This is a genomic window from Streptomyces sp. SID8374, assembly GCF_009865135.1.
In the GTDB taxonomy this organism is placed as follows: domain Bacteria; phylum Actinomycetota; class Actinomycetes; order Streptomycetales; family Streptomycetaceae; genus Streptomyces.
In genome coordinates this window covers 3,085,254-3,101,341 of record NZ_WWGH01000001.1, presented here as the reverse complement: position 1 = coordinate 3,101,341, position 16,088 = coordinate 3,085,254, and the positions used below count along the sequence as shown (strand labels likewise).

The following is a 16,088-nucleotide window of genomic DNA, read 5'->3' as shown; positions in this document are numbered from 1 at the left end:
CCGGAGCCGTCCCCCTGCCCCCACTACGGGTGGCAGCCCTCTGCCGCCATGATGACGGGCAGGTGGGCTCGCAGGAGCTTTGCGAGGGCCTCACGGCGGTCGGCGATGTCCTTCGGGTTGTCCACCCCGTCGATTTCCAGAATGTACTGGCTCTTCTCTCCCTTGTACGTGCACGCCTGCACGGCCATCGCTCCGTGGTCCGCGACGGTGGCGCCGTCACCGATGCCGTCGGCTGGTGCAGGGTTGCCCAGCCGCCGCATACTCCGCTCCGTGGCCTTCAGCAGGTCGAAGTCGGGTTCCTCCACGTTGCCCCGCACGTAGAGGGAGAGCTTGCCGTCCACGTACACCTGGCAGCGCGGTTGCTCCGGAGCGGAGATACCGTCGTCGACCTTCAGTGTCTCGCCTTCCGGAAGGAACGGGGCGACGAGGGCGGAGTCCACTTTCCTCCCGCACAGCTCTGAGACCTCGAACGTCTTCTGGGAGCTGCACCCTGCCGCCCCGACCGCGACCGCCGCGAGCAGCGCGGCACCGCGCGCGGGCATGGTGAGGTCCTTCCGCGTGGTTCGCATCACCCTCCTCCCTTGAGGCCCTTGACCCGACTGTTCGCATCGTAGGCTGCACCGTTGATCTCGCCGGTGATGACGAACCGGCTGCTGCCGTGGTCGGGATTGGCCTTGATCCAGGTGTCAGCGATCGCTTGCAGCTGCCGCTCCCTGCCGACGAAGGTCTTTTCGTTCTCCTGCTGTTGGATCGTGTCGATCCGTTTCTGTTCCTGCTGCTGCCACTCGTAGGTCACCGCGTCGACGCCACGCTGCGCGATGTCACCGACCCCCGGCACGAAGTTCACGATGCTGCCGAATCCGTGGTACATCCACTTCGCATCCCACGTGGGGTCGTCCTTGTCGGTCACCAGGGCTTGGTACCGTGCCTGTTCGAGGAACCCGACGGTGCCGCCCGCACGCAGCAGGGTCTCCTTCGGGTCGTCCGCGTTGTTTTCGCGGATGTCCCTCACGATTTCCTGGTTCAGACCCTCGTTGAGCATGCCGTAGGCGTTCTGGTCGCGGGAGATCTGCTTCGAGACCTCCAGCAGCTGGTCCCGGTCCAGCAGTCTCGCGTCCTTGGGGTCATCGGCCAGCGCACTGGCGGAGTGGTGCACCACGTCCCCGTGGTTCGTCAGGACGATCGCCATGTCGTCCCGCATCTCCGCAGGGAAGCCGTCGCCCCGCTGCGCGAGGTACTTGAGCGAGCTGTCGAGCACCTGCCGGTGCTGTCCGGTGTGCTCGACGGGCCGCGCGGACCTGTCGTCCGGGTCGACCCCGGTCGCCGCCGCGACCAGCGCGTCGCCGGTCGCCTCGTAACTCGCGTTCGGACCCTTGTAGTCGCTCGCCGACTTCCCGTATCCCATGGAGTCGGGCACCACGTCGTTGAAGGGCTTGCGGTCCTTCAGAACATGCTGGGCGTTGTCCTGCGGGTCGGTCGAGCTGAAGAACTCCGTCGCCGCGTCGGGGTTGTGGGCCAGCGCCTTCATGAACCCGGTCATCGGGTCCGTACCGGCGTCGTTGTTCCTGACGTCCCCGGTGTTCTCCTTCTCGAACTTGACGAGTGCGTTGCCGTAGTCGTTGAGGAAGTCACTTTCGTACGTGCCGTGGCGCATGAGGTTGCTCATCGCCTGGAACCCGTAGACGCGGGTCTGGCTGGTGCCCTTGCCGTTGCCGACGTCCTCGCCGCCGAGTGCGACGGCCCGCTCCTTCCACGCCTCCATGCCCTCGCTGTCGGAGCGCGGGGCGGTGGCCAGCGTGGTGCCCAGCTGCTTCTCCAGCGTGCCGAGCAGCTCCATGCGCTTCCCGCGGTCCTCCCGCGTGCCCGCGGCCACGCCGTCGCGGTTCTCCCAGCTGTCCAGGTCCGCGGCTCCGGCGAAGAACTTCAGGGTTCCTTCGGGGCCGAGGCCAAGGGCCACGCGTTCGGCGAAGACGGGGTCGTTCGGGTGGGCCTTCAGCAGGGCGTCGAAGCGCTCCAGCTGCTGGTTGGTGATCTTGCTGGGGTCCAGCTTGCCCAGGGCGATGAGCGGAAGCGGTCGAGAAGTGCTGCCGCAGGCTGTACGCCAGGTTGCCCAGCGCTCCCAGGACGTCGTTGTGGACGACCAGGTCTCCGCTACCGCCGCTCCCGCCGCTGCGTTCGGGTGCGAGCTGGTTCAGCTGCATGGACGCATCCTGCTGCGCCCTGGTCTTCGCCTGCTCCCACTCGTCCCGAGCCACAGGTCCTCCGTGAAGCCGTACGCCGATTGTTCTTCCGCTGTGAGGCTGCCTCTTACGCCACGTCATCTTCGCTCTTTGACCGTTTGCTGAACGGGTGGCGGGCATGTGCCGGGCGGGGAGCTGAGAGGGCACCTTCCGTTTCTCTCTGTCATGTACCGGGCAACTCTTGCTGGAGTCACCCCTGCCCCGTCACGTGCCGCTGAGTCAGGAGCGAGAAGACATGCGAACCGCCCCGCTACCGGTATTCGCCCGCAAAGTGCGCAAGCCCCTCAAAACCCTCAGTGGGACGCCCGCCGCCCCGGGCGCCCCTCTTCCCGTACGCAACCGCCACGCCACCCGCACCGCCGCCGTCCTCGCCGCCGCCGGACTCCTCGTGCTCGGCACCGCGTCCGCCGCCCACGCCGACCCGCCGCAGCACCTGCCGCAGAACGCCGGAGGGTACGAGCAGAGCTTCTCGCCCGCCTTCGACTACGACGGTGACGGTTGCTACGCCACGCCCGCCATCGGTCCTGACGGCACCCTCGCTCCCGGGCTCAAGGCCACCGGTGCCATCAACGGGAGCTGCCGGGACAAGTGGGACCTGGACAACTCCCAGACGTACGCCCGCTCCAAGTGCAACAACGGCTGGTGCGCCATCGTCTACGCGAGCTACTTCGAGAAGGACCAGGCCGTCCACGGCAGCGGCCTCGGCGGGCACCGCCACGACTTCGAGCATGTCGTCTCCTGGGTCAACCAGGCCGCGAACCAGGTGGATTACGTCTCCACCACCCAGCACAGCACGGTCAAGACCTACCCCCGCTCCCAGGTGCGGTTCGACGGCTCGCACCCCAAGGTCGTCTACCACAAGGACGGCCCCAGCACGCACTTCTTCCGCCTCGCCAACAACAACGACGAGCCGCCCGAGAACCACTACGGCAACTGGCGCTACCCCCCGATCGTCGACTGGAACGGCTTCCCCACCACCGCCCTGCGCGACAAGCTCATGAACGCCGACTTCGGCTCCGCCACCATCAAGGTCACCGACAAGGACGACCGCTTCCGCAACCTCCTCAACAACTCCAAGCCGGGCGGCATCCCCTTCGACCCCTGGGCCTGAGGCCCCCGGCCGGCAGCTGCGCCCCTCCGGTCTCCCGCCTCCGGGGGGGCGTAGCGCCGAGCGGCGGAATGCGGTGCGGGGCAGGTGAGTTGAGTACGTCATGACCCCAGGCCCGGGCCCCGGCCCCCGTTCCCTGTCCGACGGCGCTCTCTCCGCACTGCTGGGCGCGCAGCAGTTCGGCACCCTCGCCACCAACAAGAGCAGCGGTCACCCCCACCTCACCACCATGGTCTACAGCTGGGACGCCGACGCGCGCGTCGTGCGGTTCTCCAGCACCGCCGACCGCGTCAAGGTGCGGCAGCTCCGGCGCGATCCCCGCGCGGCCCTCCATGTTCCGGGCGGTGACGTCTGGTCCTTCGCCGTGGCCGAGGGCGAGGCGGAGGTCTCCGAGGCCACGACGGTGCCGGGGGACGCTGTCGGGCGGGAGCTGCTCGCGATGGCGCGGGAGCTGGAGGGCCCGCGGGACGAAGGCGCGTTCCTGGAGCAGCTGGTGGCCGAACGCCGCGTCGTCATCCGGCTGAAGGTGACCCGCCTGTACGGGACGGCCCTCGACGTCTGAACTCGCCCGCCAGGGGGCCGTAGCGAGGTGGTTGCTCGCCGAACGGCACGTGCTCGTCGGCGAGTTCGCGGCCGGCGCGTGATCACGAGCGTCCGTACTCAGCCGTCCCGGGGGCGGTTGAGTAGGCGCGAGCGAGCTGTACGCGCACGAGAGCCCGCGCCCCGTCCGGTGCGGACGAAGACGCGGGCCCTCGCGGGCTTACGTCGGCGGGTTCACCATGGGGCCGGGTTGCGGTAGAGCAGCTGCTGTCGGCCGAGTCGCGCTACGACCTGCTCCTCGACCGACTCGGCCTCGCAGCTCCGCCTCCTCCCCTGGAGGTCCCCCGAAGGCAAGCCCTGCCATCTGAGCACCAGCAACCCCAACAGCCGGATCTCCCGCCTCGCCGACAGGACGGAGGAGGAGCAGATCGAGTGCGGGAACGTCGTGCTGGAGGGAGCGCAGGAGGTGCTGGCGGACGAGGCGGCCGGGAAGGCCGCCGTACGGTTCGCGCTCACGCAGGCCGTGCTGTCCTTGCGGGACGTGCTGCTCATCGCGCACAGCCGGGGGCAGCGGCTGCCGGATACCGAGGTCCGCTGACGGGCGGGGCCTGTGCCTCTGTCCGGCTCTCGCCGCCTCCGGCCCTCGCTTCTCAGACCTGTAGTTCGGCCTTCTCGAACACGATGTCGTAGAACGGTCGCGGAGCCGTCCCCTGCGGGTAGTGATCACGACAGCGTTGTGCCGGCGAGTGGAAGGAGTGGGCGTAGTCCATCATCTCGCTCCTGCTCCACCCGGCCGGCCACAGATCGCGCCCCGCGGCAAGGTCTTCGTCCCGGTCGACGATGATGTCCTTGATGCTGATGTACCGGCCGAGAGCGACCTCGTAGGGGTAAGGGATTCTGGGGAATCCGTGCCATGACCAGATATCTCCGTACAGCATCATCAGTGACCCTGCCACCTCGTACGAATATCTCCCGAGGTCCTCCTTTGTCTCCACAGCCCACTCGCGCCGCGCCCAGCGTGACATCGAGTGGGCGAGATGGGACGAGGCGTCGATGACGCGCGGACCGATGCCGGCCGGTAATGCGGTGGCCCACTCGCCGATGCGCAGGCTCACCTCTGGCAGGCAGTTCTCCTTGCCGATCAGCGGAGCCTCGATCGCCCGGCGTTCCTGTTCCAGCAGGGAGTCTCCGACGGCCGCCAGAAGGGTCACCTTTTCGGTGGGCGAGAGCCTGGGCTCGTCCTCGATCTCGTCGATTCCCCGCAGGAGCAGGTAGGTCGGGTGGAGGGTTTCTCCGAGACTCCCGGAAACGTGCCGGGCGATGTGCACCCACCGCTCGCTGAGGGGGGTCGCGATCTTCAGCCACTCTTCAACCGACGTCATAGGTCACTCCCCTTGGTCATGTGGGTGAAATCGCCAGGGCGGTTGATCGGATCTTCCGTCGCATCGGAGAGGCTTGCCGCGAGCGCGGCGGTTCATCCGCGTTCCTGGCAGGCCGTCTTCGCATAGGGAGGCGTGCGCTTCGCATGGGGAGGCGTGCGCCGCGTACGCCGAGGCGTGGGCTTGGGCTCGGCCGTCGATGCCGACGCCCTCGATGTCTTCCATGTCCTCGATGTCCTCGACACGGTCGGCTGCCGCCGGATCTCCGCCCCCTCTACTGCCCGTCCCCGTTCGATTACAGTGCTTGCGCGGTCGCCCGCAGAGGGCCGCGCAGACGCATGCGGTGACGGGGAGGGGGCGAGGTGAGCACAGGTATGGCGGCGGTCTGGGGACGGGCCGAGCAGCAGGACTTCCGCAGCCGGGTCCGCGGGGCGCTGCTCGGCGGGGCCGTCGGGGACGCGCTCGGCGCCGGGGTCAGCGGGCTCGCGCTGGAGGAGATCCGGGAGGCGCATGGCGCCGAAGGGGTCACCGACTACGTTCCCGCGCACGGCAGACGCGGAGCCGTCACCGCCCTCACCCAGCTCACCCTCTTCACCGTCGACGGGCTGATCCGCGCCCAGGTCCGCCGCGACACCGGCGCCTGGCACCCGCCGACCGACGTGCACCGGGCCCACCTGCGCTGGGCCGCCACCCAGCACGACTGGGGGCCCGACGAGCGGCGCAAGGACAACGGGTGGCTGGCCGCCGAGGAGTGGCTCTACGCCCGCCGCGGGCCCACCCGCGAGTGCCTGGGCGGCTTCGGCGACACCGTCATGGGCACCCTGGAACGCCCCAAGAACCCCACCGCCCGGGACGCCGGCGCGCTGACCCGGTCCGCGCCGTTCGGGCTGCTCGTGGGGTGGGAGCCGCAGCTCGTGCTCCAGCTGGCCGTCGAGTGCGCGGCCCAGACCCACGGGCACCCCGCCGCCCAACTCGGCGCCGGAGCCTTCGCCGTACTCGTGCACGGGCTGGCGCGCGGGGAGACCCTGGACGGTTCCGTACAGCATGCGATGGCGCTGCTCGGGGAGCGCCCCGGCCACGAACCGGTGACCGAGGCCCTGCAACAGGCCCTCGGGTCCGTGCGGCAGGGCATCCCGGGCCCGGCGCTCATCGAGGCGCTGGGCGCGGGCGACGCCGCCGAGGAGGTGCTCGCCGTCGGCGTGTACTGCGCGCTGGTCAGCGAGGACGTACGGCACGGGCTGCGGCTCGCCGTGAACCACGGCGGGCCCTCCCGCGCCACCGGGTCCGTCTGCGGGGCGCTGCTCGGGGCGCTGCACGGCGAGACCGCGCTGCCCCCGGCCTGGCTCGCGGAGCTGGAGGGGCGCCCCACCCTCCTCGAACTGGCCGACGACTTCGCGATGGAGATGACCCAGGGCCCGGCCCTGCACAGCCCGACCGCCGCCGCCCCGGGGTGGCTGGCCCGCTACCCGCGCGGGGCGTAAGCCGATCCCTCTCAGGCGCAGGGGCTCTCAGCGCATCAGCTCGCCCGCGTTGACCAGCAGGGACTGGCCGGTGATCGCCCGGGCCCGGTCGGAGGCCAGGAAGGCGACGGCCTCCGCCACATCCCCGTCCGTGGCCAGCTCCGGCAGGGCCATCCGCTCGGTGAGCCGGGCCAGCACCTCGGACTCCGGTACGCCTTCGGTGTGTGCGGTGAACCGGACGTACGCCTGCACCGGCGGCCCCCACATCCACCCCGGCAGCACGGTGTTGACCCGGATGCGGTGCGGGCCCAGCTCCCTTGCCAGGGAGTACATCGCCGAGGTCAGCGCCCCCTTCGACGCCGCGTACGCCGCCTGCCACACCTGGGAGGGCGCGGCCACCGCCGACTGGGTGCCGATGACCACCACCGAGCCGCCGCGCTCCTTGAGGGCGGGCAGGCAGGCCCGGGTCATCCGCAGCGTGCCCAGCAGGTTCACATCGAGGACCGACTGCCAGGTGGTGAAGTCCGCGTCCTGGAGTCCGCCGAAGTAGCTGTCCCAGGCGGCGACATGGACCACCGCGTCGATCCCGCCGAACCGTTCGACCGCCAGCGCGGCCAGCGCCTCGCACTGAGCCTCGTCGGTGATGTCGGTCGGCAGGTGGGCGGTGTGCCGGCCCTCCGGGTCGATCTCCGCCGCGCTCTTCGCCAGGTTGGCCGCGGTACGTGCCCCGAGCACCGCGCGCCCTCCGTCCCGTACGACGGTCTCCGCGACCCGGTGGCCGAGCCCCGCGCCGACGCCCGACACGATGACGGTCTTTCCCGCGAGCAGCATCCCGGCGCCTCCCGGCCCTGGAAGTTTTTCTGACGGAGCGTCAGAGTAGGTGCCCGCAGGGGCCGATGGAAGGGGAAGGGTGCGGGAGATGGCGGACGAGGGCGAGGGAACGCGGGGCGCGGGCTATGCCGAGCTGGCGGCGGTGGGACCGTACGGGGTGCACCCCGGGCATGCGCTGATCACCATGGTGGAGCCGCATCCGGGCCATGAGTACGCGTACAACCGCTGGTACGAGGACGACCACTACTACGCGGGCGCCATGGCCATGCCGTGGATGTTCGCCGGGCGGCGCTGGGTGGCCACCAAGGACCTCCAGGAGCTGCGCTATCCGCGGGAGTCGGCCGTCGCGCAACCCGTCGGCGCCGGATGCTACCTGTCGACGTACTGGGTGACCGAGGGCCGCTACGACGAGCACATGAAGTGGACCGTCGCCATCAACAAGCGGCTCAACCGGGACGGCCGCGTCCACCAGGCCCGTACCCACGTCTTCACGGCCTTCCAGGACCACGAGGCCACCGTCTACCGAGACGGGGCCGCCGGGCCCCGGGACTTCCACGCCCTCGACCACCCCTACGCGGGCCTCGTCCTCCAGGTCGTCGACGCCGAAGGGTCCGAGCGGCGGGCCGAGTTGCTGGAGTGGCTGAGGTCCCGGCATCTGCCGAAGCGGCTGAGCGGGTCGCCGGCGGCCATGGTGACCGTCTTCCGGCCGACGCCTCTGCCCGGTGACCGGATGGACTACGTGAAGCAGGTCGAGGGGGTGGAGACCCGGCTGACGCTGCTGTGGTTCCTCCAGGAGGACCCCCGTACCTGCTGGGAGGAACGGTTCACGGGGCTGGACGCGGCGGTCGCGGAGGCGGGACTGGGGCGGGTGGAGCTGGTCGCGCCGTTCATCCCGACCGTGCCGGGGACCGATCGGTACGTCGACCGGTTGAGGTGACGCCCGCCGGTGCGGGGCCGATATGCCGAGCCCCCTCGGCCAGGACGGCGAACCGGTCGAGAGGGCTCCATCAGGTGGTGCGGCCTGCGATGCGGACAGGCGGTTTTCGGACGTCGGGCGAGTGCCTTTTGTCAGGCGTCGACCGGGCTCGTGGCGACATCGCGCACGAACGCGTTCCACGCACCGGGGACGAAGGTGAGCGAGGGGCCCTCAGGGGCCTTCGAGTCACGCACGGCGATGGACAGAGCGACCGGGGACTTGACCTCGACGCAAGCGCCGTTGCCCCCGGAGTACGACGACTTCGTCCACATGTCCGTAGCACCCTGAAGAATTGCCATGTTCACTCCGGTTCAGAGAGTTGGGTGAGTCGCACCAACCTGATTCCGGTTGGCGTGATCGACGCTACTCGCCAAGCCGCTTCCATGAGATGGCCGTTCACTCGACCGGGTGCCATTTTGCCGGTAACTCTTACGTTGTGAGTCGGCGGCGGTGTATCGTGCCGCCGCCGATTCACCCGACGACCTTCGGTGTCCTGATCCAGCTGGTGTTGTACGACTTGCTGGTGTCAGCTGGCGTCAGCTGGTGTACGACTTGGCGATCTTGGTGATGAACTCCCGCGTCTGCTCCACGTTCAGGGCCTGCGCCCGCAGGTGCTCGTACATCACGCTGTAGCGCTGCACGTCGTTCGCCTTCTCCAGATAGAGATCGCTCGTGACGCCCTCGATGTAGACGACGCTGGAGTCCGCGGCGTCCGGGAACTCCAGGATCGCGTACTGGCCGTTGATCCCGGGGTGGGCGCCCATCTCGAACGGCAGCACCTGCACGGTCACATGCGGCAGGTGCGACTGCTCCACCAGGTGCTCCAGCTGGTCGATCATCACCTGGTTGTCACCGACCCGCCGGCGCAGCGCCGACTCGTCGATCACGGCCCAGAGCCGGAGCGGGTTCTCCGGCGCGTTGACCCGGTCCTGGCGCCGGGACCGTACGTTGACGCGCTTCTCGATGTCCGACGGCGGGGCCTCGGGCAGCGCGCCGCTGATCAGCGCCTCGGCGTACGCCCGGGTCTGGAGCAGGCCCGGAACCATCTGGGGCTCGTACACGCGCAGGGACTCCGCGTCCGTCTCCAGACCGATGTAGACGCTGTACGGGATGTCGCCGAAGGCGTGCCACCAGCCCTGCTGGCGCGAGTCCTTGGCCATCTGCATGAGCGAGTCGACGATGCGGACGTCCTCGACCTCGTACACCCCGCAGAGGTCGCGCACGTCGCGCTGGCTGATGGAACGGCGGCCGTTCTCCAGGCGGCTGATCTTCGACTGCGAGACCAGCAGACGCTCCGCCACCTCCTCGGCCGTCATGCCTTTGAGTTCGCGCAGGCGGCGCAGTTCCTGGCCCAACCTGCGTCGCCTGACTGTGGGATTGACGTTGGACGGCACGGAAAGTGCACCTCCGGCTATGTAGCTGTGCGTATCTACTGCTCAGCAGATTGCCACCCCTTGCCCCGGCCGCGCTGGGAAACGGCCACAAGCAGGTGCGTGCGGTATAAGCCCCCGACCGCGCACCGGAGCACGCACCGGCGCGTGAGAGGGCGTGCGCTACGGCGCGCAAGCGCACGGGGCAGCCGGTCGAAACCGGCTGCCCCGTGCGTGGTGCGGCTCCCGGACCGGGTCCTGTGACGACGGTACGGCGGTGTGCGATTGTCCGCGCGGTCCTCTGCGCGGGTCCTGCTCGGGCCCTCCGGGTCAGCTCGCGGCGGTGTGCGCCATGCTGCCCCGGCGGGCCTGTGCTTGCGGCTGCAACGGAACGCCCGCTGCCTGCTGCGTACGGCGTGGCTGGACCGCCACTCCGTTCTGGACGTCCATCACGGCGTGCGCCACGAGGCCGCCCATGGGGTCGTGCCTGATCAGGTCCCGGAGCCGGGAGCGCGATGAACGCCCCTCGTTCCCGGGGTACAGGTGCTTGCCGAGTCCGACCGCGTGGGCCAGTGCGGCGAGCGCCGCGGTCCGCGGGTCCGGCGGTACGCCGGTGCGGATCGCACTGTCCAGCCGGGCTCTGATGTCCCGGCTGATGGCTGTCTCCGTCGCCTGGTAGCGAGTCGTCGGCAGCACTCCGCACATCTGGCCCGCCACGGCATGAACCATGCCGCACCGCTCCAGATGGGCGAGATAGATCTGGCGCAGCCCCAGCCGGGGTCCGCCGATCCAGTGGACCGCCCGGACCGGGCTGCCACGACGGCGCAGCAGCTCCAGTGCGGAGTCCAGTGTCGGATCTCCTGTCGGCCGTGGCATCACCACGGCGATACGATCCCCGTCAGGGGCTATCCGTCCTGCCAGAGCCAGCTCCACTAGCTGTGCCCCGGCCAGGCCGAGGTCGAGCGACTGCGGCTGCGCTGTGGTACCCGTGGTCGGGTCCAGAGCGAGCAACAGAAGCTCCTCCGGGATTGTTCTGCGGCTCCTGCCCATCCATGCCTCCCCGCGTGGATGTCTGACAGGGTGACCCCTCTCACATTCATCTGTCGAGAGCGCCTGACTGCTTTGTACGGGAACCAGTAGGTATGTCGTTCTCGTCTAGCAGCTCGGCCAGGGGTTCACACAGGACACTGGTAGATGGTTCGGACAGCGCGGGGGTTGCCCCGCGGCGCATGAGGAGGCATCGGTGGCGGGCGAGTCCCCCGACAAAACGGAGCAGCGGAAGTCGTCGGGGACGGCTGCGGAGGAACGCGACCCGCGCTTTGCGGTGTTCCGCGAGCCCGGTGCGGATGCGGCCGATTCGGATGCGGGCGGTGCGGACGAGGCTCGTGCGGACGTTGCCGAGGGTGTGGGTGTCGACGAGGTGACGCCGGGCGCGGTGACGTCGGACACGGCTACGGCTGTCTTCCGGCCGCGGCTTCCGGAGGACGAGGCCGGGCGGCGTGCGCCGGCGGCGTCCGCCGAGGAGCCCGTTTCCCCTGAGAAGGAGCAGGCTTCCGCCGAGGAGGAGCCTGCGAAGGCTTCTGAGGGCGCTGTAACGCCCCAGAAGCCCGCAGAGGACCCCGAGGGCCCCGAGAGCCCTGAGGCGACCGCGGAGGCCCCTGAGGGCGACGTAGTCGACGCGGCTGGCTCGGCTGGCACGACTGGCACGGCCGACGCCGCTGCGGGCGAGCCGGAGTCCGACGAGCCGGAGCCCGGTGACGTACGGCTGCGTGCTGCGGTGGCCGCTTGGGTCGATGCGGCGGCCGAGGGCGAGGATAAGGGTGAGGGCGAGGGCGAGGCCAAGGCCGAGTCCGGCGGAGAGCCCGAGCCCGCCGAGGACCCGGAGGTGGCCGGGGAGCCGGAGTCCGCCGAAAAGACGGAGTCCGCCGGGAAGACGGAGTCCGCAGCCGACGCCGACGCCGAGCCCGACGCGGACGCTGCCCCCGACGCCGAGCCCGATTCCGACGCCGACGCCGAGCCTGACGCGGACGCTGCCCCCGACGCCGACGAGGCCCCCGCTCCCGCCCCCGCCCCCGCCGCCGAATCCGGCGACGACCTGCGAGGAATCGATCAGCCCACGGCCGTCTTCAAGGCGCCCGCGCCCGCCAAGCGGGTCGACCAGCCGACCACCGCGCTGAAGCTGTCGCCCCAGGAGCTCCAGGAGCTCAAGGCCGCGGGCGACAAGGCCCGAGGTGCGTCCGGGAGCGCCGCCGAGCCCAAGCCGGAAAAGGCCGAGGCGAAGCCGGAGAAGGGCAAGCCCGAGAGCGCGGTCGAGCGCACCAGCACCTTCGTGCCGCTGCGCTCCGACGACGTACGCCCCGCCCCCGCGCCCCGCGCGCCGGAGACCGAGGCGCCGACGGGCAAGCCGGACACCGACGCGGCGGCCCCGGCATCGGCAGCCCCGGCCCCCACCTCGCCCAACCCCACCCCCGCCGCCCCCTCCTGGGCGGCCGCCGAGCGGACCCGGCAGCAGCCGCTGCCGCCCAAGCCGCCCCTCGACCTGCTCGCCGAGCTGACGAACACCCCGCCGCCGGCCGAGACCCCGGTCCGTACGGCGGTCCGGCGGGTCAAGATCTGGACCCCGCTGGTCCTCCTCCTGCTGATCGTCTTTGCGATCGTGCAGGTGATGCGCCCGCTGCCCGAGCCGTCCCTCGAGCTCACGGCGAAGCCGACGTACACCTTCGAGGGCGGCGAGACGAAGCTGTCCTGGCCGGGCCAGGGGCAGTCCGCCGTGATGGTGGACGGCGTCGGGTCGCTCGGCTCCGAGGGGGCGCAGAAGCCGGCGCCCATCGCCAGCGTCGCGAAGGTCATGACCGCCTACGTGATCCTTGAGGGCCACCCCCTCAAGGGTGACGAGCAGGGCGAGACGATCACCGTCGACCAGAAGGCCGAGGACGAGTCCAAGCGCCCCGACGAGTCGACGGCGCCCCTGACCAAGGGCCAGCAGCTCACCCAGCGGCAGATGCTCCAGCTGCTGATGATCCCCTCGGGGAACAACGCGGCGCGGCTGCTCGCCCGCTGGGACGCGGGCAGCGAGGACAAGTTCATCGACAAGATGAACGACGCGGCCAAGGACCTCGGGATGACCAACTCGACGTACACGGACCCGAGCGGCCTGGAGAAGACCACCGTCTCCACCGCGGCCGACCAGCTGAAGCTGGCCCAGGCGGTCATGAAGAACGACGTGTTCCGGGAGATCGTGGACATGCCCGAGGTCGAGATCAAGGGCATAGACGGCAAGATCTACAACAACAACACGCTGCTCCTTCAGGACGGTGTGAGCGGCATCAAGACCGGCTCCTCCACCCCGGCGGGCGGCAACCTGCTCTGGTCCGCGAACACCAAGGTCGACGGCAAGGTGCTCTGGATCTACGGAGCGGTCATGGGCCAGCAGGCAGGTACGGGCAGGGTCTACGACAGCCTGGAGCTGTCCCTCCAGAACAGCCTGAAGCTGATCAAGGACGCGCAGAAGGCCCCGACCTCCGCCACGGTGGTGAAGAAGGGCGACGTGGTCGGGTATGTGGACAACGGATTCGGCGCACAGACCCCGGTGATAGCGACCAAGAACCTCAAGGCGGTCGGCTGGCCCGGCCTGGAGGTGGAGCTCAAGGTCACCGACAGCGGCAAGGGCATCGCGCACTCCGCGAAGGCCGGCAGCGAGGTCGGCATGGTGACCGTGGGCACGGGTACGGGGAAGGTCACGGCACCGGTGGTGCTCCAGGACGACCTCGCCCAGCCGGCTTTCGGCGACAAGCTGACCAGGATCGGCTGAGCGCGCGGCGGTACGGACGGTCGTGGGACGGGGTGAGCGGCATCGCTCACCCCGCTCCATGTCACGGGTATGTGTCGGAGGTACGTGTTAGCGTCCCCGGACAACTGAAGGGCGCCGGGACGCGTCCTGAAAGGCGTACGGGGCCGGCGGAGGACGGGGAGAGCCGTAGTGACCACCGCGGAGCCGAGACCCGGCCGCGAGGCGGACAACAGCACCGGGGAGATCGCCGACGGCGCCGCCCCGCGCACGCTGCTGCCGTCCCCGCGTACGCCGGAATCCGGAACGTCGGAGCCCGCCACATCTGGAACGCCGGAATCCGGAGCGCCGGAACCCTCCGCATCCGGAACGTCGGAACCCGGAACGCCCGCCCCCTCCGACTCCGAGCGGACCGCCTCGTCCGAGCAGTCCGGCACCACCCCCGACCCGCCCACCGACACCACCCCCCTGCCCCGCCGCCTCCTGCGCCACCCCGTCACCATCGCCACGGCGGCCGCGGCCGTCACCCACGTCCTGTGGTTCCTCTTCTTCGCCAACAGCGGCGGCGACATCGCGGCGCAGGACGCCTGGGCCGAGTTCGTGGGCCGGCACCCGGGCACCGCGTACAACCTCGCCTGGTACGGGGGCATGCACCCCGTCTCGTACAGCGTGGTCTCGCCGTATCTGATGTCGGTGCTCGGCGTCCGCTCCACGATGATGATCGTGGGGACGGTCTCGGCGGCGCTGACCGCGCTGATCCTGGTCCGGGTGCGGGCCGTGCGCAATCCGCTGGCCTGTTCGCTGGCCGGGGTGTTCGCCTATCTGTGCAACGCGCTGTCGGGGCGGGTGACGTTCGGGCTCGGCATGATGTTCGCCGTCGGGGCCGTCGCCGCGGTCTTCTGCTGGCCGTACCGCTGGCGGTACAAGCGGTGGGCCAAGGCGGCCGTCGCCGCTCCGCTCGCCGGTCTCGCCACCGCCTCCAGCCCGGTCGCCGGGCTCTTCCTCGGGGTGGTCGCGGCCGCGCTCTTCCTCCACAAGCGGCGCCCCGGCGCGTACGCGATCGGGCTCGCCCCCGTGGCCGTGGTGGCGCTGTCCTCCCTCCTCTTCCCGTTCTCGGGTACGCAGCCGATGTCGCTGGGCACGGTGTCGCTGCCGTTCCTCTTCTCGGTCCTGATCTTCGTCCTCGTACCGCGCGACTGGTCCACGGTCCGCACGGCGGCCGCGGTCTACGGCTTCGGCACGGTGCTCACGTACTTCGTCGACTCGCAGATCGGGTCGAACGTGACCCGCATGGCGATGCTGTTCGCCGGGATCGTGCTGCTCGCCGCCCTGCCGTACACGAGACCGCGCAGCCGCCGCTGGTACGCGCTGGTCCTGGCGTTCGCCGGGCTCAACTTCTGGATCGGCTTCAAGGGCGTCGACGACATCGTCCGCACCACCCCGGATGCCTCCTGGGCGCGTTCGCTGGCCCCCCTGGTCAACCAGCTCCAGCAGGTCGGGGCCGAGCGGGGCCGGGTCGAGGTGGTCCCCGCGAGCAGCCACCGGGAGGCCTCGGCGCTGGCCACGTACAACCTGGCCCGCGGCTGGAACCGGCAGGCCGACATGAAGCGCAACCCGCTCTTCTACGACGACACGCTGAACGCGGTCAACTACCGCCAGTGGCTGGACCGCTGGGCGGTCCACTACGTGGTGCTGCCCACCGGACGGCCGGACGGCGGGGCCGAGAGGGAGACGGAACTCGTCGGCAAGGGACTCTCCTACCTCCGCGAGATATGGAGCGACGAGAACTGGAAGCTCTACCGCGTCCTGGAGCCGACCCCGCTCGCCGATCCGCCCGCGACGGTGGAGAAGGCGGGAGCGAACGAGCTGACGATCCGGGTCGAGTCGGCGGGCCGGGTGCTGATCCGGATCCCGCACTCGCGCTGGCTCGCCCTCGTCGACGAGCAGGGCAGGAGCCTGGAGCGGCCGGAGGAGACCGAGGAGTCCAAGCTGCGGACGCAGGAGGACGAGACGGCCCCCAGGACCTTCGACAACATCCACGGCTGCCTGAACAAGGTCGAGGACGAGGGGCCGTACGGCGACGAGTGGACCGAACTCCTCGCGCCGAAGCCGGGGGTGTACCGGCTGGCGGCCCCGTACCAGCTGCCGCCGGGAACGCCGTGCCCGGAGGAGCTCAGTTGAGGGAAGGGAGCTCAGCTGAGAGAAGAGAAGGGGCCCGGCCGAGCGGAGGGGCCCGGCCGGGCGGACGGGCTCGGCTGAGCCGAACCGGCCGTTTCTGCAAGGACGTTGCCCTTCCGGCCCCCGCAACGCCCGCGATTCCTGTACGTCCCTGATCCCTGTACGGGCCATCGGTCGTGGGCCCTCCCTCTGCGGGCGCCACCCTGGCAAGGTGTCCTG

General features: G+C 70.2%; 14 protein-coding genes and 1 pseudogene. 7 read left to right on the top strand and 8 right to left on the bottom strand.

Annotation, left to right across the window (positions count from 1 at the left end; translation table 11 throughout):
* Positions 1-23 precede the first annotated feature (23 nt).
* From GTY67_RS13825 to GTY67_RS35490, 3 genes and pseudogenes are all read right to left on the bottom strand, one after another.
* The gene (locus tag GTY67_RS13825) at positions 24-569 is read right to left on the bottom strand and encodes a hypothetical protein (protein ID WP_093692022.1); all 546 of its coding nucleotides are present in this window, start codon (positions 567-569) and stop codon (positions 24-26) included.
* The gene (locus GTY67_RS13820) at positions 569-1,957 is read right to left on the bottom strand and encodes a hypothetical protein (protein WP_237502894.1); all 1,389 of its coding nucleotides are present in this window, start codon (positions 1,955-1,957) and stop codon (positions 569-571) included. Before GTY67_RS13820 ends, GTY67_RS13825 begins: the two co-directional genes overlap by 1 nt.
* A 109-nt stretch (positions 1,958-2,066) precedes the next feature.
* Positions 2,067-2,255, bottom strand: a pseudogene (locus GTY67_RS35490) (hypothetical protein); the annotation flags it as partial.
* 220 nt (positions 2,256-2,475) lie between these two features.
* Between GTY67_RS35490 and GTY67_RS13815 the strand changes: the two are divergent.
* The 3 genes from GTY67_RS13815 to GTY67_RS13805 all read left to right on the top strand — a co-directional run bounded on the left by GTY67_RS13815 (position 2,476) and on the right by GTY67_RS13805 (position 4,486).
* On the top strand, positions 2,476-3,351 hold the full coding sequence (locus GTY67_RS13815) for an NPP1 family protein (RefSeq protein WP_161278909.1): 876 nt from the start codon (positions 2,476-2,478) through the stop codon (positions 3,349-3,351).
* A 100-nt stretch (positions 3,352-3,451) separates the two neighbouring features.
* Complete coding sequence (locus GTY67_RS13810; protein ID WP_161278908.1) at positions 3,452-3,910, top strand: TIGR03618 family F420-dependent PPOX class oxidoreductase; 459 nt, start codon at positions 3,452-3,454, stop codon at positions 3,908-3,910.
* A 342-nt stretch (positions 3,911-4,252) separates the two neighbouring features.
* Positions 4,253-4,486, top strand: a complete 234-nt coding sequence (locus GTY67_RS13805; RefSeq protein WP_161280072.1) for a sulfatase — start codon at positions 4,253-4,255, stop codon at positions 4,484-4,486.
* A 52-nt stretch (positions 4,487-4,538) separates the two neighbouring features.
* Here the strand turns inward: GTY67_RS13805 and GTY67_RS13800 are convergent, their stop codons facing one another.
* Complete coding sequence (locus GTY67_RS13800) at positions 4,539-5,270, bottom strand: squalene/phytoene synthase family protein (RefSeq protein WP_161278907.1); 732 nt, start codon at positions 5,268-5,270, stop codon at positions 4,539-4,541.
* A 359-nt stretch (positions 5,271-5,629) separates the two neighbouring features.
* Between GTY67_RS13800 and GTY67_RS13795 the strand changes: the two genes are divergently transcribed.
* A complete protein-coding gene (locus GTY67_RS13795) occupies positions 5,630-6,748 on the top strand; it encodes an ADP-ribosylglycohydrolase family protein (protein WP_093692012.1) in 1,119 nt (372 codons plus the stop codon).
* A gap of 27 nt (positions 6,749-6,775) precedes the next feature.
* Here the strand turns inward: GTY67_RS13795 and GTY67_RS13790 are convergent, their stop codons facing one another.
* Positions 6,776-7,558, bottom strand: coding sequence for an SDR family oxidoreductase (locus GTY67_RS13790; RefSeq protein ID WP_161278906.1), 783 nt, complete (start codon positions 7,556-7,558; stop codon positions 6,776-6,778).
* Between the two features lie 88 nt (positions 7,559-7,646).
* Between GTY67_RS13790 and GTY67_RS13785 the strand changes: the two genes are divergently transcribed.
* Positions 7,647-8,495, top strand: coding sequence for a hypothetical protein (locus GTY67_RS13785; protein ID WP_161278905.1), 849 nt, complete (start codon positions 7,647-7,649; stop codon positions 8,493-8,495).
* Positions 8,496-8,626: 131 nt separating this feature from the next.
* Here the strand turns inward: GTY67_RS13785 and GTY67_RS13780 are convergent, their stop codons facing one another.
* The 3 genes from GTY67_RS13780 to GTY67_RS13770 form a co-directional block, all read right to left on the bottom strand.
* Positions 8,627-8,833, bottom strand: coding sequence for a DUF397 domain-containing protein (locus GTY67_RS13780; RefSeq protein WP_093692008.1), 207 nt, complete (start codon positions 8,831-8,833; stop codon positions 8,627-8,629).
* A 237-nt stretch (positions 8,834-9,070) separates the two neighbouring features.
* Positions 9,071-9,928: a helix-turn-helix transcriptional regulator gene (locus GTY67_RS13775; RefSeq protein WP_093692006.1), complete on the bottom strand. Its 858-nt coding sequence runs from the start codon at positions 9,926-9,928 to the stop codon at positions 9,071-9,073.
* Between the two features lie 306 nt (positions 9,929-10,234).
* Complete coding sequence (locus tag GTY67_RS13770; protein ID WP_093692004.1) at positions 10,235-10,954, bottom strand: GPP34 family phosphoprotein; 720 nt, start codon at positions 10,952-10,954, stop codon at positions 10,235-10,237.
* A gap of 193 nt (positions 10,955-11,147) precedes the next feature.
* On the opposite strand from GTY67_RS13770, the gene GTY67_RS13765 reads away from it, so the two are divergent.
* Entirely contained in the window at positions 11,148-13,715 is a 2,568-nt protein-coding gene (locus GTY67_RS13765; RefSeq protein ID WP_161278904.1) for a serine hydrolase, read from the top strand.
* 168 nt (positions 13,716-13,883) lie between these two features.
* Entirely contained in the window at positions 13,884-15,872 is a 1,989-nt protein-coding gene (locus tag GTY67_RS13760; RefSeq protein WP_161278903.1) for an MFS transporter, read from the top strand.
* The last annotated feature ends 216 nt before the right edge of the window (positions 15,873-16,088 follow it).